At 60.8% G+C, this 26,418-nt stretch carries 23 protein-coding genes; 11 read left to right on the forward strand and 12 right to left on the reverse strand.

Annotated elements, in window-relative coordinates; all coding sequences use genetic code 11:
- Positions 1-65: 65 nt before the first annotated feature.
- Complete coding sequence (folB, locus tag K0H47_RS24905) at positions 66-419, forward strand: dihydroneopterin aldolase (RefSeq protein WP_003211007.1); 354 nt, start codon at positions 66-68, stop codon at positions 417-419.
- Positions 410-928 (forward strand): 2-amino-4-hydroxy-6-hydroxymethyldihydropteridine diphosphokinase, encoded by a 519-nt coding sequence (folK, locus tag K0H47_RS24910; protein ID WP_063026752.1) that lies wholly within the window; start codon positions 410-412, stop codon positions 926-928. The genes folB and folK overlap by 10 nt, the downstream gene beginning before the upstream one ends.
- On the opposite strand, the gene K0H47_RS24915 is transcribed toward folK, so the two are convergent.
- The 11 genes from K0H47_RS24915 to K0H47_RS24965 form a co-directional block, all read right to left on the reverse strand.
- Complete coding sequence (locus K0H47_RS24915) at positions 898-2,133, reverse strand: multifunctional CCA addition/repair protein (RefSeq protein ID WP_219273788.1); 1,236 nt, start codon at positions 2,131-2,133, stop codon at positions 898-900. The two genes, folK and K0H47_RS24915, sit on opposite strands and share 31 nt — an antisense overlap.
- A 63-nt stretch (positions 2,134-2,196) precedes the next feature.
- Positions 2,197-3,759 carry a SpoVR family protein gene (locus K0H47_RS24920; RefSeq protein WP_177070825.1) on the reverse strand — a complete coding sequence of 521 codons (1,563 nt, stop codon included), beginning with the start codon at positions 3,757-3,759 and terminating at the stop codon, positions 2,197-2,199.
- On the reverse strand, positions 3,756-5,027 hold the full coding sequence (locus K0H47_RS24925) for a YeaH/YhbH family protein (RefSeq protein WP_003211000.1): 1,272 nt from the start codon (positions 5,025-5,027) through the stop codon (positions 3,756-3,758). The genes K0H47_RS24920 and K0H47_RS24925 overlap by 4 nt, the downstream gene beginning before the upstream one ends.
- A gap of 126 nt (positions 5,028-5,153) precedes the next feature.
- On the reverse strand, positions 5,154-7,076 hold the full coding sequence (locus K0H47_RS24930; protein ID WP_003210999.1) for a PrkA family serine protein kinase: 1,923 nt from the start codon (positions 7,074-7,076) through the stop codon (positions 5,154-5,156).
- Positions 7,077-7,361: 285 nt separating this feature from the next.
- Positions 7,362-7,691: a thiosulfate sulfurtransferase GlpE gene (glpE, locus tag K0H47_RS24935; protein WP_017476356.1), complete on the reverse strand. Its 330-nt coding sequence runs from the start codon at positions 7,689-7,691 to the stop codon at positions 7,362-7,364.
- 33 nt (positions 7,692-7,724) lie between these two features.
- Positions 7,725-8,576: a symmetrical bis(5'-nucleosyl)-tetraphosphatase gene (locus tag K0H47_RS24940; protein WP_219273789.1), complete on the reverse strand. Its 852-nt coding sequence runs from the start codon at positions 8,574-8,576 to the stop codon at positions 7,725-7,727.
- Positions 8,576-8,956, reverse strand: coding sequence for a Co2+/Mg2+ efflux protein ApaG (apaG, locus tag K0H47_RS24945; protein ID WP_219273790.1), 381 nt, complete (start codon positions 8,954-8,956; stop codon positions 8,576-8,578). Before apaG ends, K0H47_RS24940 begins: the two co-directional genes overlap by 1 nt.
- A 106-nt stretch (positions 8,957-9,062) precedes the next feature.
- Positions 9,063-9,875, reverse strand: coding sequence for a 16S rRNA (adenine(1518)-N(6)/adenine(1519)-N(6))-dimethyltransferase RsmA (gene rsmA / locus K0H47_RS24950; protein ID WP_076017896.1), 813 nt, complete (start codon positions 9,873-9,875; stop codon positions 9,063-9,065).
- Positions 9,872-10,861 (reverse strand): 4-hydroxythreonine-4-phosphate dehydrogenase PdxA, encoded by a 990-nt coding sequence (gene pdxA / locus K0H47_RS24955; protein ID WP_093204434.1) that lies wholly within the window; start codon positions 10,859-10,861, stop codon positions 9,872-9,874. The genes rsmA and pdxA overlap by 4 nt, the downstream gene beginning before the upstream one ends.
- Entirely contained in the window at positions 10,858-12,195 is a 1,338-nt protein-coding gene (locus K0H47_RS24960; RefSeq protein WP_374106776.1) for a peptidylprolyl isomerase, read from the reverse strand. Before K0H47_RS24960 ends, pdxA begins: the two co-directional genes overlap by 4 nt.
- Positions 12,176-14,989, reverse strand: a complete 2,814-nt coding sequence (locus K0H47_RS24965) for an LPS-assembly protein LptD (protein ID WP_177025540.1) — start codon at positions 14,987-14,989, stop codon at positions 12,176-12,178. The genes K0H47_RS24960 and K0H47_RS24965 overlap by 20 nt, the downstream gene beginning before the upstream one ends.
- A gap of 130 nt (positions 14,990-15,119) precedes the next feature.
- On the opposite strand from K0H47_RS24965, the gene K0H47_RS24970 reads away from it, so the two are divergent.
- From K0H47_RS24970 to K0H47_RS24980, 3 genes are read left to right on the forward strand one after another with little or no spacing between them, the layout of a single operon-like run.
- The gene (locus tag K0H47_RS24970) at positions 15,120-16,139 is read left to right on the forward strand and encodes an aminoglycoside phosphotransferase family protein (protein WP_219273792.1); all 1,020 of its coding nucleotides are present in this window, start codon (positions 15,120-15,122) and stop codon (positions 16,137-16,139) included.
- On the forward strand, positions 16,136-16,810 hold the full coding sequence (gene murU / locus K0H47_RS24975; protein WP_219273793.1) for an N-acetylmuramate alpha-1-phosphate uridylyltransferase MurU: 675 nt from the start codon (positions 16,136-16,138) through the stop codon (positions 16,808-16,810). Before K0H47_RS24970 ends, murU begins: the two co-directional genes overlap by 4 nt.
- Before the next feature lies 1 nt (position 16,811).
- The gene (locus K0H47_RS24980; protein ID WP_219273794.1) at positions 16,812-17,579 is read left to right on the forward strand and encodes a TerB family tellurite resistance protein; all 768 of its coding nucleotides are present in this window, start codon (positions 16,812-16,814) and stop codon (positions 17,577-17,579) included.
- 118 nt (positions 17,580-17,697) lie between these two features.
- Here the strand turns inward: K0H47_RS24980 and K0H47_RS24985 are convergent, their stop codons facing one another.
- Positions 17,698-18,672, reverse strand: a complete 975-nt coding sequence (locus tag K0H47_RS24985; protein ID WP_219273795.1) for an alpha/beta hydrolase family protein — start codon at positions 18,670-18,672, stop codon at positions 17,698-17,700.
- A gap of 77 nt (positions 18,673-18,749) precedes the next feature.
- Between K0H47_RS24985 and K0H47_RS24990 the strand changes: the two genes are divergently transcribed.
- The 6 genes from K0H47_RS24990 (at position 18,750) to K0H47_RS25015 (ending at position 26,385) form a co-directional block, all read left to right on the forward strand.
- A complete protein-coding gene (locus tag K0H47_RS24990; RefSeq protein WP_219273796.1) occupies positions 18,750-21,137 on the forward strand; it encodes a PAS domain S-box protein in 2,388 nt (795 codons plus the stop codon).
- 25 nt (positions 21,138-21,162) lie between these two features.
- Positions 21,163-21,792, forward strand: coding sequence for a response regulator transcription factor (locus K0H47_RS24995; RefSeq protein ID WP_063026779.1), 630 nt, complete (start codon positions 21,163-21,165; stop codon positions 21,790-21,792).
- A 214-nt stretch (positions 21,793-22,006) separates the two neighbouring features.
- Complete coding sequence (locus K0H47_RS25000) at positions 22,007-23,119, forward strand: ABC transporter ATP-binding protein (protein WP_219273797.1); 1,113 nt, start codon at positions 22,007-22,009, stop codon at positions 23,117-23,119.
- 43 nt (positions 23,120-23,162) lie between these two features.
- Positions 23,163-24,203, forward strand: a complete 1,041-nt coding sequence (locus K0H47_RS25005; protein ID WP_010167251.1) for an ABC transporter substrate-binding protein — start codon at positions 23,163-23,165, stop codon at positions 24,201-24,203.
- A gap of 111 nt (positions 24,204-24,314) precedes the next feature.
- On the forward strand, positions 24,315-25,547 hold the full coding sequence (locus tag K0H47_RS25010) for an ABC transporter permease (protein ID WP_003210972.1): 1,233 nt from the start codon (positions 24,315-24,317) through the stop codon (positions 25,545-25,547).
- Positions 25,548-25,560: 13 nt separating this feature from the next.
- Complete coding sequence (locus K0H47_RS25015; RefSeq protein WP_219273798.1) at positions 25,561-26,385, forward strand: ABC transporter permease; 825 nt, start codon at positions 25,561-25,563, stop codon at positions 26,383-26,385.
- Positions 26,386-26,418 lie beyond the last annotated feature (33 nt).

The following is a 26,418-nucleotide window of genomic DNA, read 5'->3' on the forward strand; positions in this document are numbered from 1 at the left end:
TCCGGGCGAGGACGCCCTGATTCTAACGGGGCATTGCGCCCTTGTCGTGCAGCGGAGAAGAGTGCTTGGACAGAGTGTTTATCGAAGGCCTGGAAGTCGACACCGTAATCGGGGCCTACGACTGGGAGCGCGGTATCCGGCAGTGCCTGCGTCTGGACCTGAGCTTCGCCTGGGATAATCGCCCGGCCGCCGCCGGTGATGACCTGACGCTGGCGCTGGATTACGCCAGCGTGTCCGCGCGCATCCAGGCCTTTGCCGAGCAGGCGCAGTTCCAGCTGGTGGAAACCTTCGCCGAGCGCCTGGCTGAAGTGTTGATGAGTGAATTCCAGATTCCCTGGCTGCACCTCAAGCTGACCAAGCCTGGCGCCGTTCCGGCTGCCAAGGGCGTGGGCGTGGAGATCGAGCGCGGATGTCGCTAACTCAGGTTTACCTTGGTCTTGGCAGCAATATCGAGCGTGAGGCCCATTTACGCGCTGGCCTCGATGCGCTGGCGGATTTCCTGACGGATCTGCGCTGTTCGCCGGTGTTTGAAAGCCAGCCGGTGGGCATCAAGAGCGGGCCGTTCTTCAATCTGGTGGTGTCGGCCTATACCGACCTGCCGTTGATGGAGCTGGACCGCCGACTGAAATTCATCGAGGCCGACAATGGCCGCTACGCCCCGGATCGCAAGGGCTTGCCGCTGGACATCGACGTGCTGCTGTATGGCGAGTTGGTGGGTAACTTCGATGGCCTGATTCTGCCCCGGGCCGAAATCCTGAAGAACGCGTTTGTGCTGTGGCCGCTGTCGTTGATGGCGCCGGGACGTGTGCATCCTGAAGCAGGCAAGACATTTGCCGCGCTTTGGCAGGATGCGCAAATCGATCAGGTACTGGCGCCGGTCGCTTTCGAGTGGCGGAATCAGCCGTTAACGCCGGATGCGCTCTTGTAGGCTTTCAACGCCTTGAGCCGTTCGCGTTTCAGCGCTTCACCCAGCTCGGGGCCCTTGAATCCTTGCTCCAGTAGCGGTGCGACCGCGACACCCCGTGCGGCGAGCGCCGCGCCGCGCAAATAGTCCGCTTGTGGATAACTTCTCTGCTCAAGGCCTTTGCGGCCGCGGGCGTCCATCTCGCACGCCACCACAAATTCCTCAAAGCGCTGCGGGCGACGATAAACGTCAAAGCTTTGCAGCAACTCCAGCAAAGTTGAAGGCCTCAGCTCCAGCGCGCGATGGCCGTGGGTGTGATATTCGCCCACCAGTAACGCCAGTTCCTGGCAATCCCTTGGCACCTTGAAGCGCTCGTTCACCGCCTTGATCAGTGCCAGGCCGCGATGCTCATGAGCAATGTGCTGCGGCAACTTATCCACAGGCGTGAGGCCCTTGCCCAGGTCATGCAGCAGGCAGGCCCAGCGCACGGTCAGTGGTTGGGCGTGGATGGCCGCCTGCTCCAGCACGCTCAGCGTGTGGATGCCGGTATCGATCTCGGGGTGATGGGCTTCTGGTTGTGGTACGCCGAACAGCGCGTCGATTTCAGGCATCAGGGTTTTCAACGCGCCGCAATCGCGTAGCACCTGGATAAATACCTGTGGCTGATCTTCCATCAGGGCGCGGGAAATTTCTTTCCAGCTGCGCTCAGGCGTCAGGGCTTCCAGTTCGCCTGAATTGCTGAGTTCGCGCATCAGTTCAAGGGTTTCTGGCGCAACGCGAAAATCAAGGCTGGCGTATCGCGCGGCAAAGCGAGCAACGCGCAGGACTCGGAGCGGATCTTCGGCAAACGCGGGAGAAACGTGGCGCAGAATGCGTGCTTCCAGGTCGCGCTGACCGTGATAAGGATCGGTCAGGTTGCCCTCGTCATCCTCGGCCATCGCGTTGATGGTCAGGTCGCGGCGGATCAGGTCTTCTTCCAGGGTGACTTCGGGACTGGCGTGAAACACAAACCCGCCATAACCCCGGCCGCTCTTGCGCTCCGTGCGGGCGAGGGCGTACTCGTCGCCGTTTTTCGGGTCAAGAAAGACGGGGAAGTCCGAACCCACGGGCTTGTAGCCCAGGGTGAGCATTTCTTCAGTGGTAGTGCCGACTACGACACGGTCGACATCGATAACCGGAATGCCCAGCAGGCGATCACGTACCGCACCGCCGACTTTGTAGATTTGCATGAAAAAGCCTCCATTAGCGGCACAGGATAACGCCTGCGGCCCGCCAATGGAGGCTTTGCCGTTTCACAGATGCACGACGGCCAGGTCCAGGCGGCCGTAATCGTTATCGCCGTGTTCGTTGCGGGGCGGAACGTGGTGGGTTTTCATCACCTGGTCGCCTTGCAGCGTTTCCAGGTGGATATCGAACCCCCACAGCCGGTGCAGGTGCTTGAGGACCTCTTCAGTGGACTCTCCCAGCGGTTTACGATCGTGCTGCTGATGGCGCAGGGTTAACGAGCGATCGCCGCGTACGTCGATGCTGTAGATCTGCACGTTGGGTTCACGGTTGCCCAGGTTGTACTGCGCTGCCAGGGTTTCGCGGATGGTGCGGTAACCCGGCTCATCGTGGATCGCCGGCACCAGCAGGTCGTCCTTGAGGTCGTCATCCATGATGCTGAACAGCTTGAGGTCACGAATCACCTGAGGTGACAGGTACTGCAGGATGAAGCTTTCATCCTTGAAGCTGCTCATGGCGAACTTGATCGTCGACAACCAATCGCTGCCGGCAATCTCCGGGAACCAGCGCCGGTCTTCTTCGGTGGGGTGTTCGCACATGCGCCGGATGTCGCGGTACATGGCAAAGCCCAATGCATACGGGTTGATGCCGCTGTAGTACGGACTGTCGAAGCCCGGTTGATAGACCACGCTGGTATGAGACGTCAGGAACTCCATCATGAAGCCGTCGGTCACCAGGCCTTCATCGTAAAGATCGTTCATCAGGGTGTAGTGCCAGAACGTGGCCCAGCCTTCGTTCATCACCTGGGTCTGGCGTTGTGGGTAGAAGTACTGGGCAATCTTGCGCACGATCCGCACGATTTCCCGCTGCCAGGGTTCCAGCAATGGCGCGTGCTTTTCGATGAAGTACAGGATGTTTTCCTGAGGTTCGGCGGGGAAGCGCGCATTGTCCTTGTCGCTGTTTTTGCCGGCGCGTTTCGGAATGGTGCGCCACAGGTCGTTGATCTGCTTTTGCAGATGCTCTTCACGGTCCTTCTGGCGTAGCCGTTCTTCCTCGGCGGAAATCGGGTACGGGCGTTTGTAACGGTCTACGCCGTAGTTCATCAGGGCATGGCAGGAGTCCAACAGGTCTTCCACCGCGTCGATGCCGTGGCGCTCCTCGCACTGCATGATGTACTGCTTGGCGAACACCAGGTAATCGATGATCGAGCTGGCATCGGTCCAGGTGCGGAACAGGTAGTTACCCTTGAAAAAGCTGTTATGTCCGTAGCACGCATGGGCTACCACCAGTGCCTGCATGCAGATGGTGTTTTCTTCCATCAGGTAGGCAATGCAAGGGTCGGAGTTGATGACGATCTCGTAGGCCAGGCCCATCTGGCCGCGGGTGTAGGACTTTTCGGTGCTGAGGAAGTGTTTGCCGTAGGACCAGTGGTGATATCCGAGGGGCATGCCCACGGACGCGTAGGCGTCCATCATCTGTTCGGCGGTGATCACTTCGATCTGGTTGGGGTAGGTGTCCAGGGCATAACCCGCCGCGATGCGGCTGATTTCCCGGTCATAGGCCTGGATCAGTTCGAAGGTCCATTCGGACCCCGTGGATATGGGTTGGCGCTTATGCTCTTTGGCGGTCATGTCACTAACCTGCGCTGGAAGAGTTCACGGAAGACCGGATAGATATCGCCGGCCGAGACCAATTGTTGCTGGGCGAAGGTGTCAGCGAAGGCTTCGCTGATGCGCTCGTATTCGAACCACAGCGCCTGATGTTCACGCGGGGTGATTTCGACGTAGGTGTAGTACTGCACGAACGGCATGATCTGGTTGATCAGGATGTCGCGGCAAATGGGTGAGTCGTCATTCCAGTTGTCGCCGTCGGAGGCCTGGGCGGCGTAGATGTTCCACTCGTTGGCCGGATAACGTTCAGCCATGATTTCCTGCATCAGCTTCAAGGCGCTGGAAACGATGGTGCCGCCGGTTTCCCGCGAGTAGAAAAACTCCTCTTCGTCGACTTCCCGGGCGCTGGTGTGATGGCGGATGAACACCACATCGATCTTGTCGTAGTTACGCTTGAGGAACAGGTACAGCAGGATGAAGAAGCGCTTGGCGATGTCCTTGGTCGCCTGGGTCATGGAGCCGGACACGTCCATCAGGCAGAACATCACTGCCTTGGAGCTGGGATTGGGTTGCTTGACCAGCAGGTTGTACTTCAAGTCGAAGGTGTCGAGAAACGGCACGCGGTGGATTCGCGCGCTGAGTTTGGCAATTTCAGCTTCGATTTCCTGAATATCGCCGAAGTTGTCTGGCTCTTCCCGTTTCAGGCGCTCCAGTTCTGCCTTGGCATCCCGCAGTTTTGCCCGGCTGCTGCCAGACAGGGCAATACGCCGCGCATGGGCCGAACGCAGGGTGCGGATGATGTTGATCCGTGAGGGGTTGCCTTCGTTGCTGATCCCCGCGCGCACGGTCTTGAAGGTGTCGGTACCGGTCAGGTTGCGTTTGACCAGGTTGGGCAGTTCCAGGTCTTCGAACATGAATTCCAGGAACTCTTCCTGGGTGATCTGGAACACGAACTCGTCCATGCCTTCGCCGGAGTTACCAGCCTTGCCCGGGCCTTTGCCGCCCGCGCCGCCTTGGGGGCGCTGGATATGTTCGCCGCTGGTGAATTCCTTGTTGCCGGGATGCACGACAGTCTGTTTGCCGCCCCGGCCGTGATGCAGCACCGGTTCATCGATATCCCGTCCGGGAATGCTGATCTGTTCGCCATGCTCCATGTCAGTGATGGAGCGGCGGCTGACGGCCTCTTCGACGGCCTTTTTGATGTGGTCACGGTAACGCCGCAGGAACCGCTGGCGGTTTACCGTGCTCTTGTTCTTGCCATTGAGACGTCGGTCGATCACATAGCTCATGTAGGAGCCCTCCGGGCAGCTTCAAGTTACAAGCTTCAAGCGGCAAGCTGGAAGCTTAAAGACAAGCGGTCGATTGCCAGGCTGTCCGGTGTACCGGGAGCCTGGCATTGCACGCTTGTCGCTGCCTTACTGCGATTTGCGGACCCGCAAGTACCACTCGGAGAGCAGTCGTACCTGTTTGTCGGTGTAGCCACGCTCGACCATACGAGTGACGAAGTCGTTGTGTTTTTGCTGGTCCTCCTTGCTGGCCTTGGCGTTGAAGCTGATGACCGGCAGCAGATCCTCGGTGTTGGAGAACATTTTCTTCTCGATGACCACCCGCAGCTTCTCGTAGCTGAGCCAGGTAGGGTTCTTGCCGTTGTTGTTGGCCCGGGCGCGCAGCACGAAGTTGACGATTTCGTTGCGGAAATCCTTCGGATTGCTGATGCCGGCGGGTTTTTCGATCTTTTCCAGTTCCTCGTTGAGGGCCACGCGGTTGAGGATCTCGCCGGTTTCCGGGTCGCGGTATTCCTGGTCCTGGATCCAGAAGTCTGCATACAGCACATAGCGGTCGAAGATGTTCTGGCCGTATTCGCTGTAGGACTCCAGGTACGCGGTCTGGATTTCCTTGCCGATGAACTCGATGTAGCGCGGTGCCAGGTATTCCTTGAGGAAGCGCAGGTAGCGCTCGCGGGTTTCAGCCTGGAACTGTTCCTGTTCGATCTGCTGTTCCAGCACGTAGAGCAGGTGCACCGGGTTGGCGGCGATTTCGTGCGGGTCGAAGTTGAAGACCTTGGAAAGGATCTTGAACGCAAAGCGTGTCGACAGGCCGTTCATGCCCTCGTCAACGCCCGCGGTATCGCGGTATTCCTGGATCGACTTGGCCTTCGGATCGGTGTCCTTGAGGTTTTCGCCGTCGTACACCCGCATCTTCGAGTAGATGTTGGAGTTTTCCGGCTCCTTGAGGCGCGACAACACGGTGAACTGGGCCAGCATCTTCAGGGTGTCAGGCGCGCAATGGGCCTTGGCCAGGGAGCTGTTGAACAGCAGCTTGTCGTAAATCTTGATTTCATCGCTGACCCGCAGGCAGTACGGCACCTTGACGATGTAGATCCGGTCGATGAAGGCTTCGTTGTTCTTGTTGTTGCGGAAGGTGTGCCACTCCGATTCGTTGGAGTGGGCCAGCAGGATCCCGGTAAACGGAATCGCCCCCAGGCCTTCGGTACTGTTGTAGTTACCCTCCTGCGTCGCGGTGAGCAGTGGGTGCAGCACCTTGATCGGTGCCTTGAACATCTCCACGAACTCCATCAGGCCCTGGTTGGCCCGGCACAGTGCCCCCGAGTAGCTGTAGGCGTCGGCATCGTTCTGCGGGAATTCTTCGAGTTTGCGGATATCGACCTTACCCACCAGCGCCGAGATGTCCTGGTTATTCTCGTCACCCGGTTCGGTCTTGGCCACGGCGATCTGGTTGAGGATCGATGGATAGAGTTTCACCACCCGGAACTGGCTGATGTCGCCGCCGAACTCGGCCAGGCGCTTGGTCGCCCAGGGCGACATGATGGTGTTGAGGTAGCGCCGTGGAATGCCGAAGTCCTCTTCGAGGATCGCGCCATCTTCCGTGGCGTTGAACAGCCCCAGGGGCGACTCGAACACAGGCGAGCCCTTGATTGCGTAGAACGGCACCTTTTCGATCAGTTGTTTGAGCTTCTCGGCCAGGGACGACTTGCCCCCGCCGACGGGACCGAGCAGATAGAGGATCTGTTTCTTCTCTTCCAGGCCTTGGGCGGCATGGCGGAAATACGAGACGATCTGGTCAATGCATTCTTCCATGCCGTGGAAGTCTTCAAAGGCCGGATAGCGACGGATCACCTTGTTCGAGAAAATTCGCGACAGGCGCGAATTGGCTGCGGTGTCCACCAGCTCCGGCTCGCCGATCGCCAACAGCAGGCGTTCAGCGGCAGACGCGTAGGCGCTGCGGTCCTTTTTGCACAGTTCGAGATACTCCTGAAGCGAGAGCTCTTCCTGGCGGGTGGACTCGAAGCGTTGTTGGAAGTGGCTAAAAATACTCATGACGTCGTCACCTCGCTCGATACGTGGAGCCGACGCCGGATCAATCAGTCGATGCTGGCAGCCATTGGTGGACACCAATGGCCGTTTTCCCCCCAGAACACCCTGAAACGCTACCGATGACCCGCACGCCGGTGTACCGGCTCTCCCCTGTTTTGGATGGCCTGCGCTTAAGGATAGTTCGGAATCCGGGAGTTCAAGGCGCGATACGAAATTAGTTTGGCCGCGCCGTTCGTCAGAAACGGCGCGAGGCCAAGCGTCACGCGGGGTAGCGGGGTTTGAAAAAAATTATTGCGCGTCGCCTGCGGCAATTTCTGCAGGATAGGTCGTACGCCATAGCTCAAATCCACCGTCGAGGCTATAGACGTCGGAGAAGCCCTGGCTCACCAGGTAGGCGGCGGCGCTTTGGCTGGAGTTGCCGTGGTAGCACGCCACGATGACCGGCGCGTCGAGGTCGGCGGCGCGGATGAAGTCGGCGATGTTGTGGTTGTCCAGGTGCTGGGCACCACTGATGTGGCCGGCGATGTAGGTCGGCTGGTCACGGATGTCGACAACCACTGCGCCTTTTTCGCGCAGCGCCTGGGCTTGCTCGGGAGGGATACGTTTGAATTCAGTCATGGCGGGCTCCTTTGGCCTGTGTGAAAGCGCAGCTCAGCGCTTTGCCGTGGCCTGCAGTTGTTCGGGAACGGGGGAGTCGCACTGGCAGCTCGAGCGCTCGCCGGTGTCGATGTTCATCAGGGTCATGGCGCCGCCCCACACGCAGCCGGTGTCGAGGGCGAATACACCGGGTTCATCGCATTTGCCTTCCAGGGCTGCCCAGTGGCCGAAGATGATCTTCGTTTCACGGGTCTTGCGTTCCTTGTGGGCAAACCAGGGCTTGTAGCCGGGCAGCGCGGTGTCGGCGCCTTCCTTGCTCTTGAGGTCCAGTTTGCCTTCGGCGGTGCAGAAGCGCATGCGGGTGAAGTAGTTGGTGATTACCCGCAGGCGGGCGACGCCGGTCAGATCGTTGTCCCACTTCGCGGGATCGTTGCCGTACATGCCATCCAGGTAAGCCGTGTACAGGTTGTCGTCGGCCAGGGCGGCTTCGACTTCGCCTGCACACTTGAGGGCTTTCTTCAGCGTCCACTGCGGTGGAATCCCGGCATGCACCAGCGCGGTGTCGCGGCTCTCGTCGTAGTGCATGATTTTTTGCCGGCGCAGCCAGTCAAGCAGTTCGGTGCGATCCGGCGCTTCGAGGATTTCCCGCAGGGTATCGCCCTTTTTCAGACGCTCGATGTTATTGCCGGCGGCCAGCAGGTGCAGGTCATGGTTACCCAGCACACACACCAGGGAATCGCGCATGCCATAAAGGAAGCGCAGGGTTTCCAGGGATTGCGGGCCACGGTTGACCAAGTCGCCTACCAGCCACAGGCGATCCTTGGCTGGGTCGAATGCCACACGGTCGAGCAGGCACTTGAGCGGTTCCAGGCAGCCTTGCAGGTCACCGACGGCATACGTCGCCATCAGTGCAGGGCTCCAGGTACCGCGAGGCGGAACGGGGCGATGATGGCGTCGAAGTGTTTACCGTCGTCGGCGAGCATCTGGTAGCTGCCTTGCATGTTGCCGACGCGGGAGGTCATGACGGTGCCGCTGCTGTAGGTGTGGCTCTTGCCGGGGGCGATCAGCGGTTGTTGGCCGACCACGCCGGCGCCGCGGACTTCCTCGACCTGGCCGTCACCGTCGGTGATGACCCAGTAGCGCGACAGCAGCTTGGCAGGCAGCTCGCCGTTGTTTTGCACGGTAATGGTGTAGGCGAACGCAAAACGGTTCTGCTCGGGTTGCGATTGTTCCGCCAGGAAGCGGGTGACGACGCTGACGTCGATCTGATAACGAGGATCGGACATGCAAGAGGCCTTAAAAGCAAAAGCGGGGGAACAGCGGATGCCGATCAGTCTAGGCCAAGTGGTGGGCACTAGGCCAGACATGCTGTCTGGCCGTGCCCGACTCTACTTATTCGGCCGCTGGTGCAGGCTGAATGGCGAGCTGGTCAGCCAGGCGCACGAAGGCGGCCAGGTCCAGCTGCTCGGGGCGCAGGCTGCCGTCGACGCCGGCGGCTTCGATTTCAGCGTTGCTGAGCAAAGCCTTGAGCGTATTGCGCAAGGTCTTGCGGCGTTGGTTGAACGCTTCGCGCACCACGCGTTCCAGCAATTTGTGGTCTTTGGCCGGGTGCGGCAGCACCGCGTGAGGCACCAGGCGCACGATGGCGGAGTCGACCTTCGGCGGCGGGTTGAACGCGCCCGGGCCGACGTTGAACAGATGCTCTACGCGGCAATGGTACTGAACCATGATCGACAGACGACCCCAATCACCGCCGCCAGGGCCTGCGGCCAGACGCTCAACCACTTCCTTTTGCAGCATGAAGTGCATGTCGCGGATGATGCCAGCGTTGTTCAGCAGGTGAAAAATCAGCGGGGTGGAGATGTTGTACGGCAGGTTGCCGACCACCCGCAGGCTGTTGGGCGCCGCATTGAGGCTGGTGAAGTCGAACTTCAGCGCATCGCCCTGGTGCAGGTTGAAGTTGGGCATGCCGGCGAACTGTTGGTTGAGGATCGGGATCAGGTCCTTGTCCAACTCAACCACGTCCAACTGGCCGCCGCTCTTCAGCAGGCCTTGGGTCAGGGCGCCCTGGCCCGGACCGATTTCCAGCAGGCGGTCTTCGGGCTTGGCATGGATGGAGCGCAGGATGCGGTCAATCACGCCAGCGTCGTGCAGGAAGTTTTGCCCGAAACGCTTGCGCGCCCGGTGTTGGTAATGCTCGGTCATATACGGGTCTCGGCCATCTGATAGGCGGTTTCCAGGGCCACGTGCAGGCTGCCGGTATCGATCTTGCCGCTGCCTGCGAGGTCCAGGGCGGTGCCATGGTCGACGGAGGTGCGGATGATCGGCAGGCCCAGCGTCACGTTGACGGCGGCGCCGAAGCCTTTGTACTTCAGCACGGGCAGCCCCTGGTCATGGTACATCGCCAGCACTGCGTCGCAGTGCTCCAGATATTTGGGGGTAAACAGAGTGTCGGCAGGCAATGGGCCGCGCAGGTCCATGCCCTCAAGGCGCAGACGCTCCAGGGTTGGTTCGATGATGTCGATTTCTTCATGGCCCAGGTGGCCACCTTCACCGGCGTGGGGGTTGAGCCCGCAGACCAGGATGCGTGGTTGGGCGATGCCGAATTTCTGTTGCAGGTCGGCGTGCAGGATGCGTGTGACACGCTCCAGGCGCTCGGGGGTAATGGCGTCGGCAATCTCCCGCAGGGGCAGGTGAGTGGTCACCAGCGCCACCCGCAGGTCGCCCGTTGCCAGCATCATCACCACTTGTTCGGTGTGGGTCAGTTCGGCGAGGAATTCGGTATGGCCGGAAAAGGCGATCCCCGATTCATTGATCACGCCCTTGTGTACGGGCGCGGTGATCATTCCGGCGAAATCCCCGTCGATGCAGCCCTGGCCGGCTCGGGTCAGGGTTTCCAGGACGAAGGCAGCGTTGGCCTTGTCCAGTTGCCCGGCGACGACCTTGGCCGCCAGCGGGGTATCCCATACGTACAGGCTGTTTGCCGGTGCCGGAAGGTCAGGCCAGTTGCCTGGGCCCACCGATAGCAGATCGACGGCCACACCCAGCTGCGCGGCCCGCTCAAGGAGCAAGTCGCGGCTGGTGATGGCAATCAGGGGGTGTGGCTGGGTGTGCGAGGCGAGCAGCAGGCACAGGTCAGGACCAATGCCGGCCGGCTCGCCGGGTGTCAATGCGAAACGCTTGGGTTTCACTGGACTGCCTGGTCGGTGCCTGTTTGGTCGGCGCCAGGAAGCTTGTTCTCTACGTAGGCTTCGTCACGGATCTGACGCAACCAGGTTTGCAGCTCTTCGTCGTATTTGCGGTTACGCAGCACGGTCAGGGCTTGTTGCTCGCGGGCTTGAGCGGTGTTGTCAGTGGCGCGACGGCCAAGGACTTCCAGCACATGCCAGCCATATTGGGTCTTGAACGGCTTGGACAGTACGCCTTGCGGAGTCTTGGCCATGACGTCCTGGAACTCGGGAACCAGTGCTTTCGGGTCGATCCAGTTCAGATCACCGCCGTTAAGCGCCGAACCCGGGTCTTCGGAATAGCTCTTCGCCAGTTCGCCGAAGTCTTCGCCCGCTTCGATGCGGTCATAGAGCTTCTGGGCCAGTTCCTTGGTTTGGGCTTCGGTACGGATCTCGCTTGGCTTGACCAGGATGTGACGAACGTGAACTTCGTCCTTCATCTGGGCTTCTTCGCCACCGCGCTTGCCGAGCAACTTGAGGATGATGAAACCGCCTGGCGTGCGCGCAGGCTGGGTGATGCCACCCACTTCCATGGCGCTCAGCTCGCGGTCGAACGGAGGTGGCAGTTGAGCGGCTTTACGCCAGCCCATGTCACCACCTTCGAGGGCGTTGTCGCTGCCGGATTGGGCAATGGCCATCTGAGCAAAGTCAGCGCCTTGCTTGAGCCGGTCATAAATAGCTTGGGTTTTCGCCGCGGCAGCGTTGAGCTGTTCAGCGTTGGCACTGTCTGGGGTAGGAACCAGGATGTTGGCCAGGTGCAGTTCTTCGGAAAGCTGCATCTTGCCAAGGTCAGAGGCCAGGAAGTTCTTCACTTCCTGCTCGGACACCTGAACCCGCTCGGCCACACGGCGCTGACGCACACGGCTGATGATCATTTCACGGCGAATCTGGTCACGGGCGTCCTCATAGGACAGACCGTCGTGAGCCAGGGCGGCGCGGAACTGATCAACACTCATGTTGTTGCGCTGGGCGATGGTGCCGACAGCCTGGTTCAATTCTTCGTCGCTGATACGGATGCCGGAACGATCGCCGATCTGCAATTGCAGGTTTTCAACGATCAGGCGCTCGAGCACCTGCTGGTCCAGCACGCTGGTCGGCGGTACGCCGCCACCACGCTTGGCGATGGTTTGCTGAACTTCCTTGACCCGCTGGTCCAGTTGGCTCTGCATGATCACGTCGTTATCGACGATGGCCACTACCTTGTCCAGCGGTTGAACCGCAGCGTGAGCTGCGGCAGTACCCAGGAACAGCGCGCCCAGCATCAGCGGGCGCAGACAATCAGAAAGCTTGGTCTTCACGTTCACGATAACCTTCAATGCCTTTGTCGAGGAAGCTCTCTACCTTGGCGCCGGTCAGGCCGCCGAGTCCTTTAAGGACGATCTGGAAGAAGAGCCCGTGGTCACCCTTTTCGTTCAGCGGGGCGATCTGGCTGTATTCGTCGTTGGAAACCCAGTAACGGTTGATGACGCGCAGTTTCCAGCAGCAGTTGTCGTACTCGAAACCACCGAAAGCTTCCAGGGTGCGGTTGCGGGCATAGTCATACTGCCAGCGGGTGATCAGGTTCCACTGCGGAACGATCGGCCACATCATCGAGAAGTCGTGTTGCTGGATTTTGTAGTAATCCTTGATGAAGGTCGACGGGTCCGAAGCACTGCCGTAGTCGCCACCAAACTGGTATTTGCCGGTCAGCTGGTTGTAAACAACCTGGTCGTTACGGTAGCGGTAGCCGACGTTGATGACCTTGTTCGGGTTATCTTCCGGCTGATAGTGGAACATCGCACTGCCGGAGCGTGGGCTATGGCTTTCGGTATCCCAGTTGTAGTCGGCAGTGGCACGCCAGTCGCGGTTGAAGCGGAACTCGTAGTCCAGTGCAACCGGTGAAACGTTGGATTGCGCATCATCACGCTGGCTTGCGAGGATGCCAGGCAACTGTACTTCACGATCCTTGAAGTAAATGGCTTGGCCGATTGCAACGCGTTGACGTTCGAAACCGTTCTCTTCGATCCAGCGGCTAGTCACGCCCAGAGACAGTTTGTTCTCGTCGCCGATACGGTCAGAGCCGCTGAAGCGGTTGTCGCGGAACAGGGATGCATAGCTGAACGAGTACTCGCTGGTGTCGAATACCGGGATATCGCTCTGATCTTTATTCGGTACGTACAGGTAGAACGCACGAGGTTCCAACGTCTGGCGGTAGTCTTTGCCAAACCAGTTGGTGTTGCGGTCGAAATACAGGCCGCTGTCTACGCTGGCAACCGGAATTGCGCGGTCTTGCGAGCTTTTGAAGCTGCCGCCGGCATAAGGGTTGGCTGCAGTTGACGCTGCTTGCGCTGCGATAATCTGATTCTTGCCGGTGCTGTCCAGATCAAGATCGTACTTGGTATAGACATACTTCAACTTTGGCGTAACGAAGCCATAAGTCCAGTTCATCGGGTAGTCGACGGCTGGCGCTACGTTCAGACGAGTACCGTTTGCACGGGTCAGACCTGTTACGTAGGTATCCAGGCGAGGCGATACCAGGCCATTTTCATCGGTAAAGGTGCCGTTCTCTAGGTCACGATCAAAGCGTACTGCTTCAGTCTCGTAAGAGAAGTTCAACCCGCCCGGATGGTACGGCAGCTGACCATTGAAGGTGATCTGCGGCAAGCGGTTATAAGGCGTGATCTGGGAGATCGTCGCCAATTGGTAAGCCTGAAGATTCAGCCGCGCCTGGTAGCTATCACCACGATAGGTCACCGAACCTTGCTGATTGATGTAGTCCGAACTCTTGATCCCTTCCTGATAGGACTTCAAATCCTGGAAGTAATATGGATCGCTGATATTCGTGTAATCAACCTGGGTCAGTACACGCGAATCCAACCCGCCCTTATGCTGCCAGTTGAGCATGTAGCGGGTTTTTTCGTAGTCGGTCTGCTTGCTTCGCTCGTCGCTATCGTCGTTCAGGTACGCGCCGCCAAACTGGCCTTCGCTGGACTTGGTGAGGTAGCGGAATTCGCCTTCCATCAACATGCCGCGCTTGGTCATGTATTGCGGGTACAACGTGGCATCGTAGTTCGGCGCCAGGTTGAAGTAGTACGGCGTAACCAGCGTGAAGCCAGTCTCGCCACCGGTGCTGAAGCTCGGCGGCAGGAAGCCGGATTGACGGCGGTTGTCGATCGGGAAGTAGATGTACGGGGTGTAAAGGATCGGAATGTCCTTCACTCGCAACGTCACGTTGGTCGCCGTACCGAAACCGGTGGCCGGGTTGAGCGTGATGTTGTTGCCCTTGAGCTGCCAGGCGTTGCTGTTCGGCTCACAGGTGGTGTACGTACCGTCCTTGAGACGGATGATCGCGTTCTCGGCGCGCTTGGCGTACAGCGCGTTGCCGCGGATGCGCGATTTGTGCATCACGTATTCGGCGTTGTCGACCTTGGCGGCACCGGTGTCCAGTTGGACTTCAGCGTGGTCGCCTACCAGCAGGGCGCCGTTGTCGCGCAGACGGACATTGCCGTTCAGCTCGCCACGGTTCTCGGCCTGGTAGAGGTTGGCCTCGTCGGCCTCGACCTGCATGCTGCCCTGGCGCATGACGACGTCACCGGCCAGGGAAGCAACCTGCTGTTCCTGCTCGTAACGAGAGACCTTGGCGCCGATGAAGGTCGGCGCGTCGCTCTTGTTCGTCTTGTCGTTCATGCCAGGACGGATCGGCTCGATGTACGCGCCGGAGCAGTACGGGCCGGTTTCGGCCAGTTGCGCGGCGGTGAGCTTCTCGCGAGGGACCCAGTCCAGATGGCTGTAGTCGGCGCTGCGCGAACGCAGGCCACGGCCCTTGGCCTCGGTGACCAGCGTGGTCTGCGGCACGGCCTCGGCACTGCCGCCGGACTCGCCTTGCGGCGTGCCACTGGCGGAGCTGACGGCACTGCCGTCATGCACCGGGCGCGGTGGCAGCGGGGCTGCGGCCGTCTTCGGCGCGCAATCCCAGGCACCCGAAGCAGAGACTGAGCAGTCATACTGTTCCGCGGCGACCACGAATGAGGTGGCGAAAGGTTGCATGGCCAGCAGACTGCCGGTTACCAGCAACGGAAATTTTCTACGAAACGCGGGGGATTTCAATGCCATCTTATTAGTCCGGGCTTCCTGCGTGCCATCTGCCCGCGGTGTGGGCCGCACGCCTCTCGATGGTCTGAAAAAGATGCGTGATAATAAAGCATGACCCGCTTGACGGCTAGCGCCGTCGGAGACCCTTGTAATGCCCGACCAAGATCTACGTTTGCAACAGCTGAAAGTCTGGCTTGATGAGCAATTGCCCAGCCTTTTTACCGCCCAGGGCTGGGGTGTCGTACCCCCGGCCACGTTGACTGCGGCCAGCAGTGACGCGAGTTTCAGGCGTTACTTCCGATGGGACGGAGGAGGTCGCAGATTTGTCGTAATGGACGCTCCACCCCCCCAGGAAAACTGCAAACCTTTCGTCGATATCGCTCATTTGCTCGGTCAATCGGGAATAAATGTTCCGAAAATTTATGCGCAAGATCTGATTCGCGGCTTTCTTTTGCTTAACGACCTGGGGAAAAAAACCTATCTGGACGTGATTGACGAGCAAAATGCTGATCAATTGTTCGCCGATGCCATCGACGCGTTGCTGGCTTTCCAGCAATTGCCGATGGAGGCGCCATTGCCCAGCTATGACGTCGCGCTGTTACGTCGTGAGCTGGAATTGTTTCCTGAATGGTACGTTCGCCGGGAGTTGGGTATCGAGTTCGACGCCCGGCAACTTGGCCTGTGGCAGCGCGTCAGCGAACACCTGATCGACAGCGCGCTGGCCCAGCCCAAGGTGCTGGTGCATCGCGACTATATGCCGCGCAACCTGATGATCAGCGAGCCGAACCCCGGCGTGCTGGATTTCCAGGACGCGGTCTACGGCCCGGTGACCTACGACATCACGTGCCTGTTCAAGGATGCGTTCCTCAGTTGGCCGCAGGCTCGTGTGCGGGAATGGCAGCGCGGTTATTGGCAGCGTGCTGGCGAGTTGGGCATACCGGTGCAGGCAGACTTTGAAGAATTCCTGCGGGCCAGCGACCTGATGGGCGTACAGCGTCACCTGAAGGTGATCGGCATCTTCGCGCGCATTTGCCATCGAGATGGCAAACCACGCTACCTGGCGGACGTGCCGCGCTTCTTTGCTTATATAGAGGCGGTACTCGCGGACCGGCCAGAGTTGAGCGAACTGGGTGAGTTGCTGGCGAGCCTGCGCGTCGAGGCGGCGGTATGAAGGCCATGATCCTGGCCGCCGGCAAAGGAGAGCGGATGCGCCCGCTCACCCTGCACACGCCCAAGCCGCTGATCCAGGCCGGCAGCAAGCGCCTGATCGAGTATCACCTCGAGGCGCTGGCGAAAGCCGGCTTCACCGATATCGTCATCAACCATGCCTGGCTCGGCCAGCAGATCGAAGGCTACCTGGGAGACGGCGCGCAGTACGGCGTACGTATCCAGTACTCGGCCGAAGGCGAGCCGCTGGAAACCGGCGGCGGGATTTTCAAGGCCTTGCCGCTGCTGGGGGACGAACCGTTCCTGGTGGTCAATGGCGACATCTGGACCGATTACGACTTTGCCAGCCTGAAACAGCCGTTGAATGGCCTGGCCCACCTGGTAATGGTCGACAACCCGCCCCATCACCCGTCCGGCGGTGACTTCTACATAAAGGACGGCGCACTTCATGATGCCGCTCCTGGTGCCGATAACCTGACCTTCAGTGGCATTTCCGTACTCCATCCCGAGCTGTTCGCGGGTTGCAGTACGGGTGCTTTCAAACTGGCGCCGCTGTTGCGTGACGCCATGGCGAAAGGGTTGGTGACGGGGGAACACATGAACGGACGCTGGATCGATGTCGGGACACTGGAGCGCCTGGCGCAAGTCGAAACCCTGCTGACAGCGGGGAACTAGGATGTTGTGGCCAGGGACTCTGATCGGAGCCGGGGCAGGCTTTGCCATTGCCAGCATTCCGGGGGCTATGTTGGGCGCGTTGCTGGGCCAGGCGTTGGACCGGCGTTTGGAACTGCAAAGCTGGGCGCAGCTACGTGAGCGCCTCGGCGGTCGGTCGGCGCTGCGTAATGACGAATTGCTGTTCGTGTTGCTCGGCCGCCTGGCCAAGAGTAATGGCCGGGTAGTGGACGGGCATATCCAGCAGGCGCGCCAGGAAATGCGCTCGCTGGACATGTCCGAGCCGGCTCAGCGCCGTGCGATTGCCGCGTTCAATCGCGGCAAATCCGGCTCGGACCGGGTGCGCGGTTATTTGGGCGTGCTCAAGGCCCAGCCTCATGCGGCGGAGGGTGTGCTGCGTGCCTGTTGGCGCATGGCCTGGGCGGACGGCAAGGCCAGTACTGCCGAGCGCGAGTTGATTGAGCAATGGGGCAAATGGCTGGGTTGGACGGTACAGCAGGTCCAGGCGCTGGCGGCTGACTACGAGCCAGAGCGCAAACCGTTGGCCAATCGTGGCGGGGCCTATCAGGAGGCGCTGCGGATTCTGGGGGTGACCTCGACCACTGAGCCTTCGGTGATCAAACGCGCCTACCGGCGCCTGCTCAGCCGGCACCACCCGGACAAAATTGCTGGCAGTGGTGCCAGTCCAGCCCAGGTGCGGGAGGCGACCGAGCGTACCCGCGAGCTGCATAACGCCTATGCGCTGATTCGCGAAAGACGAGACTTTCGCTGACTGTGGGAGCTGGCTTACCTGCGATGGCGTCACCTCGGCGCATCAGTGAAACCGAGTTGCCTGTATCGCAGGCAAGCCAGCTCCCACAGTTGATCTTTATCAGTTTCAACAGCGGCGATCAGTCCTCCGGTTTTTGCGGGCTCAGCCAACCGCGAATCCTCCGGTACAGTTGCTCTTGTCCGGCCGGGCTGTTATCGGGGAAGGCCTTCAACGACACCTGCTTGTAGCTGCCGTTCTTCAAGCGCTTGCTGGCCTGGGAGCGCTCCTGGGCGGCTTTGCTTGCCTGGGCGCTGTCCTGGTAGAAGAAGTCTGCCGTGGGCAGTTTCAAGGTCGGAGCCAGTTGTAGCAGATCGGGTTGCCGACTTGCGGGCGTCTGCGCCGCCACCATGACAAATTTCTGCACCTGCGCCGGTTGTTTTTCACTCAGGTAACGCGCGGCCCACCATGCGCCGGTGCCGTGGCCGAGCAACACAATGCTGCGGGCATTCTGGGTCTGGGCGAAGGCGAGGGCGGCGTCAATGCGCGCGAAGATTCGCGTGGCATCGGTCTTGTCTTGTTCATCGTTGCCCGGAACCACGGCCGGGTCGGTGCCTTCAGCTTCGGCGCTGGCGGCTTGCTCCACGGGTTTGGCGACGGTGCTCGCGTCTTTGCTGCTGGTGTCCACGGCCGCCTTGGGCGATTCGATGACCCGGGGTGGCAGCGTGTCCAGGGTCAGGTCCGGCAGCGACAAGCTCAGGGTGCCCCAGGCAGCGTCCGGCAATTTCTTGCGCAACGGCCCGATTGCTTGAGGCCAGTCAGCACTTTCGCCATTGCCCGGGACGATAATCACCACGCCTTCAGGCTCGCCGGTGTTGGCCGGCTTCCACAGGGCCAGGAAAGAATCGCTTCCTGCCTGCAACTGTTGCTGTTCCTGCTGCGGGATTTGTCGCTCCAGGGCGTTGGCTTCTTCTTGGCTGCGCTCGGGCAAGGGCTGGCGTACCACCGGTTTTTCCGGAGCGGGAGCGGGAGTGTCGGCAGCCTCGACACAAAAGGCGCTGGTAAACAGCAGCGACAGGCACAATGCTGGCAGTGCCGAGCGGTGGGAAAGTGGCATCGTTGATTTCCGGCCAGAAGTGATTCCGGCAGCCTAATGGGTTGGTCAGTATTTGTCAGTGATATGAGACGTGGATCATGGGTTTTCGCTACCTGCTGGTTATCGGCTGTTTATGCTTTCCCTTGATCGCGGGTGCCGTGCCTGCGCTTGCCACTCACCAGGCGCAGCTTGATGCCGGCCAACGTGAATGGCTCGACCAACATCCGGACCTGCGGGTCGGCCTGGTATTGCAGGCGCCTTATGCCCAATACGATCGGCGCTTGCAGCGGCTGTCCGGGGCCAACGTCGAATTGATGCAGTGGCTGGCCAAGGCGCTGAATATCGAACTGACCTGGCGCAACTTTCCCAATCAGGAGCAACTGGAGGCGGCGGTGCGTGACGGCGAGGTCGACCTCGCCCCCGGTCTGCTGCAAACCCCGGCCGGCCTGCGCCTGTGGTTATTCTCCGATCCGTATATGCGGGTGCCCCAGCACATCGTCGGGGTTCGCGATGGCAGCACCGCTGTCGACCTGGAAAAACTCGACGACCAATCCCGCGTCGCCGTGCGCATGCCCAGCGCCGTGGCGGATTACCTGCGCAGCACCTATCCGAGTCTCAACCTGCAAGGCGTGCCCATGGAGCGCCAGGCCCTGCAATTACTGGTGAGCCAGCAGGCGCGGTATGCGGTGGTGGATGAGGCGCAATTGAGCCGGTTGTCTGGGGAAACCGAGTTCGCCGGCCTCGCCGTGGTGGGCGATATCGGCCTGCCGCAATTGTTGCGGGTGGCGACGCGCCGCGACTGGCCAGAGCTGGCCGACATCATGCAAAGCGCCTTGCGTTCGATTCCCGCCCGTGATCTGGACCAGTTGCACACACGCTGGCTGCAGCCCAAATATCCTCGTGTGACCGAGTCCCCCGGCTTCTGGCAAAACCTCACCTTGCTTCTCGGCCTTCTCTTGCTCGCCAGCCTGGCCGTGGTGTTCTGGCAGCGCCGCCAGCAACGCGGCCTGGAACACAACCTGCTGGCCGCCCGGGAAGAAAGTGCCGCCCGCGCCGCCGGTGCTGAAGCCTTGCGCCTGACCCAGTTCTCCATCGACCAAAGCACCGTCGGCATCCTCTGGGTCAATTGGGACAGTCATGTGCGCTACGCCAACCAGGCGGCGGAAACCATGCTCGGCTACGCCGCCGGCGCCCTGATCGAACGCCCGCTGATCGAATTCGACCCGACGCTGACCATGGACCGCTGGCTCAACCTGTGGAAGCGCGCCCGGGCCAGCGAAGACGGGCCGCAGAGTTTTGCGACCAATTGCCTGCGCGCCGATGGCAGCGTATTACCGGCCGACGTGTCCCTGAGTTTCCTGCGCTTTGCCGACGGCGAATACCTGGTGGTCTACCTCAACGACGTCACCGAGCGCCGCCGGGCCCTCGCGGCCTTGCAGGAAAGTGAAGCGCGGCTGCAAGGGATCGCCGCCAATGTGCCGGGGCTGGTGTTTCGCCTGGAGCGCTTGCCGCGCAGCGAGGCGATCGAGTTCGCCTACATCAGCCAGGGGAGCGAGGGGCTGGTGGGTTACGCGCCGGAAGTGCTCAGCCATCCGGCCATGGGCATTCGCAGCCTGGTGCATCCCGACGACCGCGCCAGTTATCACCGCACCCAGGACCAGGCCATCGAGACCGAGAGTAACTGGGCCTGGCAGGGCCGCATCCTGACCCGCCTGGGCGAGCAGCGCTGGGCCGATATCAAGGCTGTGACCCGGCGCCTGGAAGACGGCGCCGTGGTCTGGGACGGAATTGTCTGGGACATCAGCGAGAGCAAACGCATTGAGCTGGAGCTGGACGCCTCCCGCGCGCAACTGCGGGAATTGTCGGCCCACCTGGAAACCGTGCGCGAGGAAGAGAAGGCCCGCATCGCCCGGGAAGTGCACGACGAACTGGGGCAGATGCTCACCGTGCTCAAGCTGGAAACCTCGATGTGCGAACTGACCTACGCGCAACTGGATCCCGGCCTGCACGAGCGGCTGAACAGTATGAAGCGCCTGATCGCCCAACTGTTCCAACTGGTACGCGATGTGGCCACCGCCTTGCGTCCGCCAATTCTCGATGCCGGGATTGCCTCGGCGATCGAATGGCAGGCCCGGCGTTTCGAAGCCCGTACGCAGATTCCGTGCCTGGTGCAGGTGCCGGATAACCTGCCGCTACTGAGCGACGCCAAGGCCATCGGCCTGTTCCGCATCCTGCAGGAGGCACTGACCAATGTGATGCGCCATGCCCAGGCGCATACTGTCGAACTGACGCTGGTGGTGGAGGGCGCGAACTTGCGGCTGACCATCAGCGACGATGGCATTGGTTTCGTCCAGGCCCCCGGTCGACCAGTGTCGTTTGGCCTGGTGGGCATGCGCGAACGGGTGTTGATCATGGGCGGGCAACTGAGCCTGGACAGTGAATTGGGCGAAGGCACCACCCTGAGCGTGACAGTGCCGCTGGATTGATAACCAAAAGAAGAGGACATCCACAGTGATCCGTGTACTGGTAGCTGAAGACCACACCATCGTTCGCGAAGGCATCAAGCAACTGATCGGCCTGGCCAAGGACCTGCTGGTGGTGGGCGAGGCGAGCAATGGCGAGCAGTTGCTGGAGACCCTGCGCCACGTGCTCTGCGAGGTGGTGTTGCTGGACATCTCGATGCCTGGCGTCAATGGCCTGGAAGCCATTCCGCGGATTCGTGCGCTGAACAATCCCCCGGCGATCCTGGTGCTATCGATGCACGACGAAGCGCAAATGGCCGCTCGTGCGCTGAAGGTCGGTGCCGCCGGCTACGCCACCAAGGACAGTGACCCGGCGCTGCTGCTGACGGCGATCCGCAAGGTCGCGGCGGGCGGGCGGTATATCGACCCGGACCTGGCAGACCGCATGGTCTTCGAAGTCGGCCTGACCGACTCCCGGCCGCTGCATTCGCTGTTGTCGGAGCGCGAGTTCTCGGTCTTCGAGCGCCTGGCCCAAGGCGCCAACGTCAATGACATCGCCCAGCAGTTGGCTTTGAGCAGCAAGACCATCAGCACCCACAAGGCGCGCTTGATGCAAAAGCTCAATATCACCTCCCTGGCGGAACTGGTGAAGTACGCCATGGAACACAAGCTTCTATAGCCGCCTATCTATTTGCGACCACCCTGTACCGCTAGAAAACCCATTCCTGCCACCTGCAGCTGTCGCACTGTTCTGTGCCCGCCATCCGTGTAGGGCGATCCCTACCCCAAACCTTCCATCCTGCTGATGCCAATCTCTCCGGGCCCCCGATTTCCGCGGGCTTGCAGCTGGACTACGCTGGGTCCATGGCAGTCCAAAACAAAAAGGTGCGGGTATGAGCGAGGTGGATTCAAATGATGTACTGGTCAGCTTTCGTGGCGTGCAAAAGAGCTACGACGGCGAGAACCTGATCGTCAAAGACCTCAACCTGGAGATTCGCAAGGGCGAGTTCCTGACCCTGCTCGGGCCGTCCGGGTCGGGCAAGACCACCAGCCTGATGATGCTCGCCGGCTTTGAGACCCCCACTGCAGGCGAGATCCAGCTGGCCGGTCGTTCCATCAACAACGTGCCGCCCCACAAGCGTGACATCGGCATGGTGTTCCAGAACTACGCGCTGTTCCCCCACATGACCGTCTCCGAGAACCTGGCATTTCCGCTCTCTGTACGCGGCCTGAGCAAGACCGACATCAGCGAGCGGGTCAAGCGTGTACTGAGCATGGTCCAGCTCGATGCCTTCGCCCAGCGCTACCCGGCGCAACTCTCCGGCGGCCAGCAGCAGCGGGTGGCCCTGGCCCGGGCGCTGGTGTTCGAGCCGCAGCTGGTGCTGATGGACGAACCCCTCGGCGCCCTCGACAAGCAGCTGCGCGAGCACATGCAGATGGAGATCAAGCACCTGCACCAGCGCCTCGGCGTGACCGTGGTGTACGTGACCCACGACCAGGGCGAAGCGCTGACCATGTCCGACCGGGTGGCGGTATTCCACCAGGGCGAGATCCAGCAGATCGCCGCTCCCCGCACCTTGTATGAAGAGCCGAAAAACACCTTCGTCGCCAACTTCATCGGCGAGAACAACCGCCTCAATGGCCGTCTCCACAGCCACACCGGCGACCGTTGCGTGGTCGAGCTGGCGCGTGGCGAAAAGGTCGAGGCGCTGGCGGTGAACGTTGGCCAGGTCGGCGGTCCGGTGACCCTGTCGGTACGCCCGGAGCGCGTCAGCCTGAATGGTTCCAGCGAGAGCTGCGTCAACCGCTTTTCCGGGCGCGTGGCCGAATTCATCTACCTGGGCGACCACGTGCGAGTGCGCCTGGAAGTCTGCGGCAAGTCCGATTTTTTTGTGAAACAACCGATCGCCGAGCTGGACACGGCCCTGGCGGTCGGCGACGTGGTACCGATTGGCTGGCAAGTCGAGTACGTTCGCGCACTCGACCCACTTCTAGAGGCGAATTGATCGCCCCCTTGCTTCACCAACCTCGCACGTGGAGAGAACAACAATGTTGAGATCCCTGAAATATTCCGCCCTGGCTCTGAGCTTGATGGGCGCGACACAGGCCATGGCAGGCCCTGATTTGACGGTGGTGTCCTTTGGTGGCGCGAACAAGGCGGCGCAGGTCAAGGCCTTCTATGCACCGTGGGAAAGCGCGGGCAACGGCAAGATCGTCGCCGGCGAATACAACGGTGAAATGGCCAAGGTCAAGGCCATGGTCGACACCAAGAGCGTGTCCTGGGACCTTGTGGAAGTGGAGTCGCCGGAACTGTCCCGTGGTTGTGACGAAGACATGTTCGAACCCCTGGACCCGAAACTGTTCGGCAACCCGGGCGACTACGTGAAGGGCGCGATCCAGCCGTGCGGCGTGGGCTTCTTCGTATGGTCCACCGTGCTGGCCTACAACGCCGACAAACTCAAAGCTCCACCAGGCGGCTGGGCAGATTTCTGGGACACCAAGAAATTCCCGGGCAAGCGCGGCCTGCGCAAGGGCGCCAAGTACACCCTGGAATTCGCCTTGATGGCTGACGGTGTGGCGCCGAAGGATGTGTACAAAGTGCTGGCCGGCAAAGATGGCCAGGACCGCGCGTTCAAGAAACTCGATGAACTCAAGCCGTATATCCAGTGGTGGGAAGCGGGCGCCCAACCGCCGCAGTACCTCGCTTCTGGCGACGTCGTGATGAGTTCTGCCTACAACGGTCGGATCGCCGCCGTGCAGAAAGAAAGCAATCTGAAAGTGGTGTGGAACGGCGGGATCTACGATTTCGACGCCTGGGCCATTCCAAAAGGCCTGGCCAAGGACCGTGCTGACGCGGCGAAGAAATTCATCGCCTTCTCGGTGCAGCCGCAGCAGCAGAAGACCTATTCGGAAAACATCGCCTACGGCCCGGCTAATACCCAAGCCGTACCGTTGCTGGCCAAGGACATCCTGAAGGACATGCCGACTACCCCGGAAAACATCGCCAATCAGGTGCAGATCGACGTGAGCTTCTGGGCGGATAACGGTGAGCAACTGGAGCAGCGCTTTAACGCGTGGGCGGCCAAATAACCCGGTCGCCAATGTGACACCCACCTTTGTGGCGAGGGAGCAAGCTCCCTCGCCACAGGACAAGCGCCACACCAACGTTTTGCATTCATGTTTAAGAACCCGGAGTTCGCCATGGCCCTCGCCATTCCCAGCCCCACCCTGAAACAGCGCCTGGCGCGTGCCGAACGGCTCAACCGCTGGAAGGCCCAGGCCTTGATCGCGCCGCTGGTGGTGTTTTTGCTGCTGGTGTTCCTGGTGCCGATTGTGGCGCTGCTGTACAAAAGCGTCGGCAACCCGGAAGTGGTGGGCGGCCTCCCGCGCACGGTGGTAGCGGTAACCGCCTGGGACGGTCGTGGCCTGCCCGGCGAGCCGGTGTATCAGGCCATCAGCGAGGACTTGGGCGAAGCCCGGAAAAACTCGACCCTGGGCGACCTCTCAAAACGCTTGAACATGGAACTGGCGGGCTATCGCAGCCTGCTGACGAAAACCGCGCGGGCGCTGCCGTTTACCGAAGCGCCTGCCTCTTATAAAGAAGCGCTGGAAAACCTCGACGAACGCTGGGGTGACCCGGCGTACTGGCAGGCGATCCGGCGTAACACCAGCAGCCTGACGCCGTACTACCTGCTGGCGGCCGTGGATCATCGCATCGACGACCTCGGCGAAATCGCCCCGGCCACTCCAGACCAGGCGATCTACCTCGATATCTTCGCCCGTACGTTCTGGATGGGTCTGGTCATCACCGTGTGCTGCCTGCTATTGGCCTATCCACTGGCTTACCTGCTGGCCAACCTGCCGGCGCGGCAAAGCAACCTGCTGATGATCCTGGTGCTGCTGCCGTTCTGGACCTCGGTGCTGGTGCGCGTGGCGGCCTGGATCGTGTTGCTGCAGTCCGGCGGCTTGATCAACAGCGCGTTGATGGGCATGGGCCTGATCGATAAACCGGTGGAACTGGTGTTCAACCGGCTCGGCGTTTACATCTCCATGGTGCACATCCTGCTGCCGTTCATGATTCTGCCGATCTACAGCGTGATGAAAGGCATCTCGCCGACTTACATGCGGGCGGCGATTTCCCTGGGTTGCCACCCATTCGCCAGCTTCTGGCGCGTGTACTTCCCGCAGACCTATGCAGGCGTAGGCGCCGGCTGCCTGTTGGTGTTCATTTTGGCGATCGGCTACTACATCACCCCGGCCTTGCTGGGCAGCCCGAACGACCAGATGGTCAGCTACTTCGTGGCCTTCTACACCAACACCAGCATCAACTGGGGCATGGCCACGGCCTTGGGCGGCTTGTTGCTGCTGGCCACCGTGGTGCTGTACCTGATCTACAACTGGCTGGTGGGCGCCAGCCGCCTGCGCCTGAGCTAAGGAGACCGTTGCGATGCTGAGCCCTTATATGTCGCCCGTGGAACGGGTCTGGTTCTACAGCTTGCGGATTCTCTGCGGCCTGATCCTGTTGTTCCTGATCTTGCCGGTGCTGGTGATCATCCCGCTGTCGTTCAACAGCGGAAGTTTCCTGGTTTACCCGCTGCAAGGCTTCTCGCTGCACTGGTACCAGGACTTCTTCGGCTCGGCGGAATGGATGCGGGCCTTGAAGAACAGCATCATCGTCGCCCCAGCGGCCACGGTGCTGGCGATGGTGTTCGGCACCTTGGCAGCGATCGGCCTGACCCGTGGGCATTTCCCCGGCAAGGCGCTGGTCATGGCCCTGGTGATTTCGCCGATGGTGGTGCCGGTGGTGATTATCGGCGTGGCCAGTTACCTGTTCTTCGCACCGCTGGGCCTGGGCAACAGCTTCTTTTCGCTGATCGTGGTGCACGCGGTGCTGGGCGTGCCGTTCGTGATCATCACGGTGTCGGCGACCTTGCAAGGGTTCAACCATAACCTGGTGCGGGCGGCGGCCAGCCTGGGGGCATCACCGCTGACGGCGTTTCGCCGGGTGACCTTGCCGCTGATTGCGCCGGGGGTGATTTCCGGGGCGCTGTTTGCGTTTGCCACCTCGTTTGATGAAGTGGTGGTGACGCTGTTCCTCGCCGGGCCCGAACAGGCGACCTTGCCCCGCCAGATGTTCAGCGGCATCCGCGAAAACCTCAGCCCCACCATTGCCGCAGCGGCGACCTTGCTGATCGCCTTCTCGGTGGTGCTGTTGCTGACCCTGGAATGGCTGCGGGGGCGCAGTGAAAAGCTGCGTACTGCGCAGATCTAAAGGCCGGCTCTCGGTCAAATGTGGGAGCTGGCT

Origin of the sequence: Pseudomonas sp. Xaverov 83, assembly GCF_019352905.1 — a bacterium.
GTDB lineage: Bacteria > Pseudomonadota > Gammaproteobacteria > Pseudomonadales > Pseudomonadaceae > Aquipseudomonas > Aquipseudomonas yamanorum.

Bases quoted from the DNA above. Each gene is read 5' to 3' on its own strand.
- murU (WP_219273793.1), top strand. From the start codon at position 16,136: ATGAAGGCCATGATCCTGGCCGCCGGCAAAGGAGAGCGGATGCGCCCG.
- K0H47_RS25000 (WP_219273797.1), top strand. From the start codon at position 22,007: ATGAGCGAGGTGGATTCAAATGATGTACTGGTCAGCTTTCGTGGCGTG.
- glpE (WP_017476356.1), bottom strand. From the start codon at position 7,691: ATGACTGAATTCAAACGTATCCCTCCCGAGCAAGCCCAGGCGCTGCGC.
- K0H47_RS24965 (WP_177025540.1), bottom strand. From the start codon at position 14,989: ATGGCATTGAAATCCCCCGCGTTTCGTAGAAAATTTCCGTTGCTGGTA.
- K0H47_RS24985 (WP_219273795.1), bottom strand. From the start codon at position 18,672: ATGCCACTTTCCCACCGCTCGGCACTGCCAGCATTGTGCCTGTCGCTG.
- folK (WP_063026752.1), top strand. From the start codon at position 410: ATGTCGCTAACTCAGGTTTACCTTGGTCTTGGCAGCAATATCGAGCGT.
- K0H47_RS25015 (WP_219273798.1), top strand. From the start codon at position 25,561: ATGCTGAGCCCTTATATGTCGCCCGTGGAACGGGTCTGGTTCTACAGC.
- rsmA (WP_076017896.1), bottom strand. From the start codon at position 9,875: ATGACCGAGCATTACCAACACCGGGCGCGCAAGCGTTTCGGGCAAAAC.
- K0H47_RS24940 (WP_219273789.1), bottom strand. From the start codon at position 8,576: ATGGCGACGTATGCCGTCGGTGACCTGCAAGGCTGCCTGGAACCGCTC.
- K0H47_RS24970 (WP_219273792.1), top strand. From the start codon at position 15,120: ATGCCCGACCAAGATCTACGTTTGCAACAGCTGAAAGTCTGGCTTGAT.
- K0H47_RS24990 (WP_219273796.1), top strand. From the start codon at position 18,750: ATGGGTTTTCGCTACCTGCTGGTTATCGGCTGTTTATGCTTTCCCTTG.
- K0H47_RS24925 (WP_003211000.1), bottom strand. From the start codon at position 5,027: ATGAGCTATGTGATCGACCGACGTCTCAATGGCAAGAACAAGAGCACG.
- K0H47_RS24915 (WP_219273788.1), bottom strand. From the start codon at position 2,133: ATGCAAATCTACAAAGTCGGCGGTGCGGTACGTGATCGCCTGCTGGGC.
- K0H47_RS25010 (WP_003210972.1), top strand. From the start codon at position 24,315: ATGGCCCTCGCCATTCCCAGCCCCACCCTGAAACAGCGCCTGGCGCGT.
- K0H47_RS25005 (WP_010167251.1), top strand. From the start codon at position 23,163: ATGTTGAGATCCCTGAAATATTCCGCCCTGGCTCTGAGCTTGATGGGC.
- apaG (WP_219273790.1), bottom strand. From the start codon at position 8,956: ATGTCCGATCCTCGTTATCAGATCGACGTCAGCGTCGTCACCCGCTTC.
- K0H47_RS24930 (WP_003210999.1), bottom strand. From the start codon at position 7,076: ATGAGTATTTTTAGCCACTTCCAACAACGCTTCGAGTCCACCCGCCAG.
- K0H47_RS24980 (WP_219273794.1), top strand. From the start codon at position 16,812: ATGTTGTGGCCAGGGACTCTGATCGGAGCCGGGGCAGGCTTTGCCATT.
- K0H47_RS24920 (WP_177070825.1), bottom strand. From the start codon at position 3,759: ATGACCGCCAAAGAGCATAAGCGCCAACCCATATCCACGGGGTCCGAA.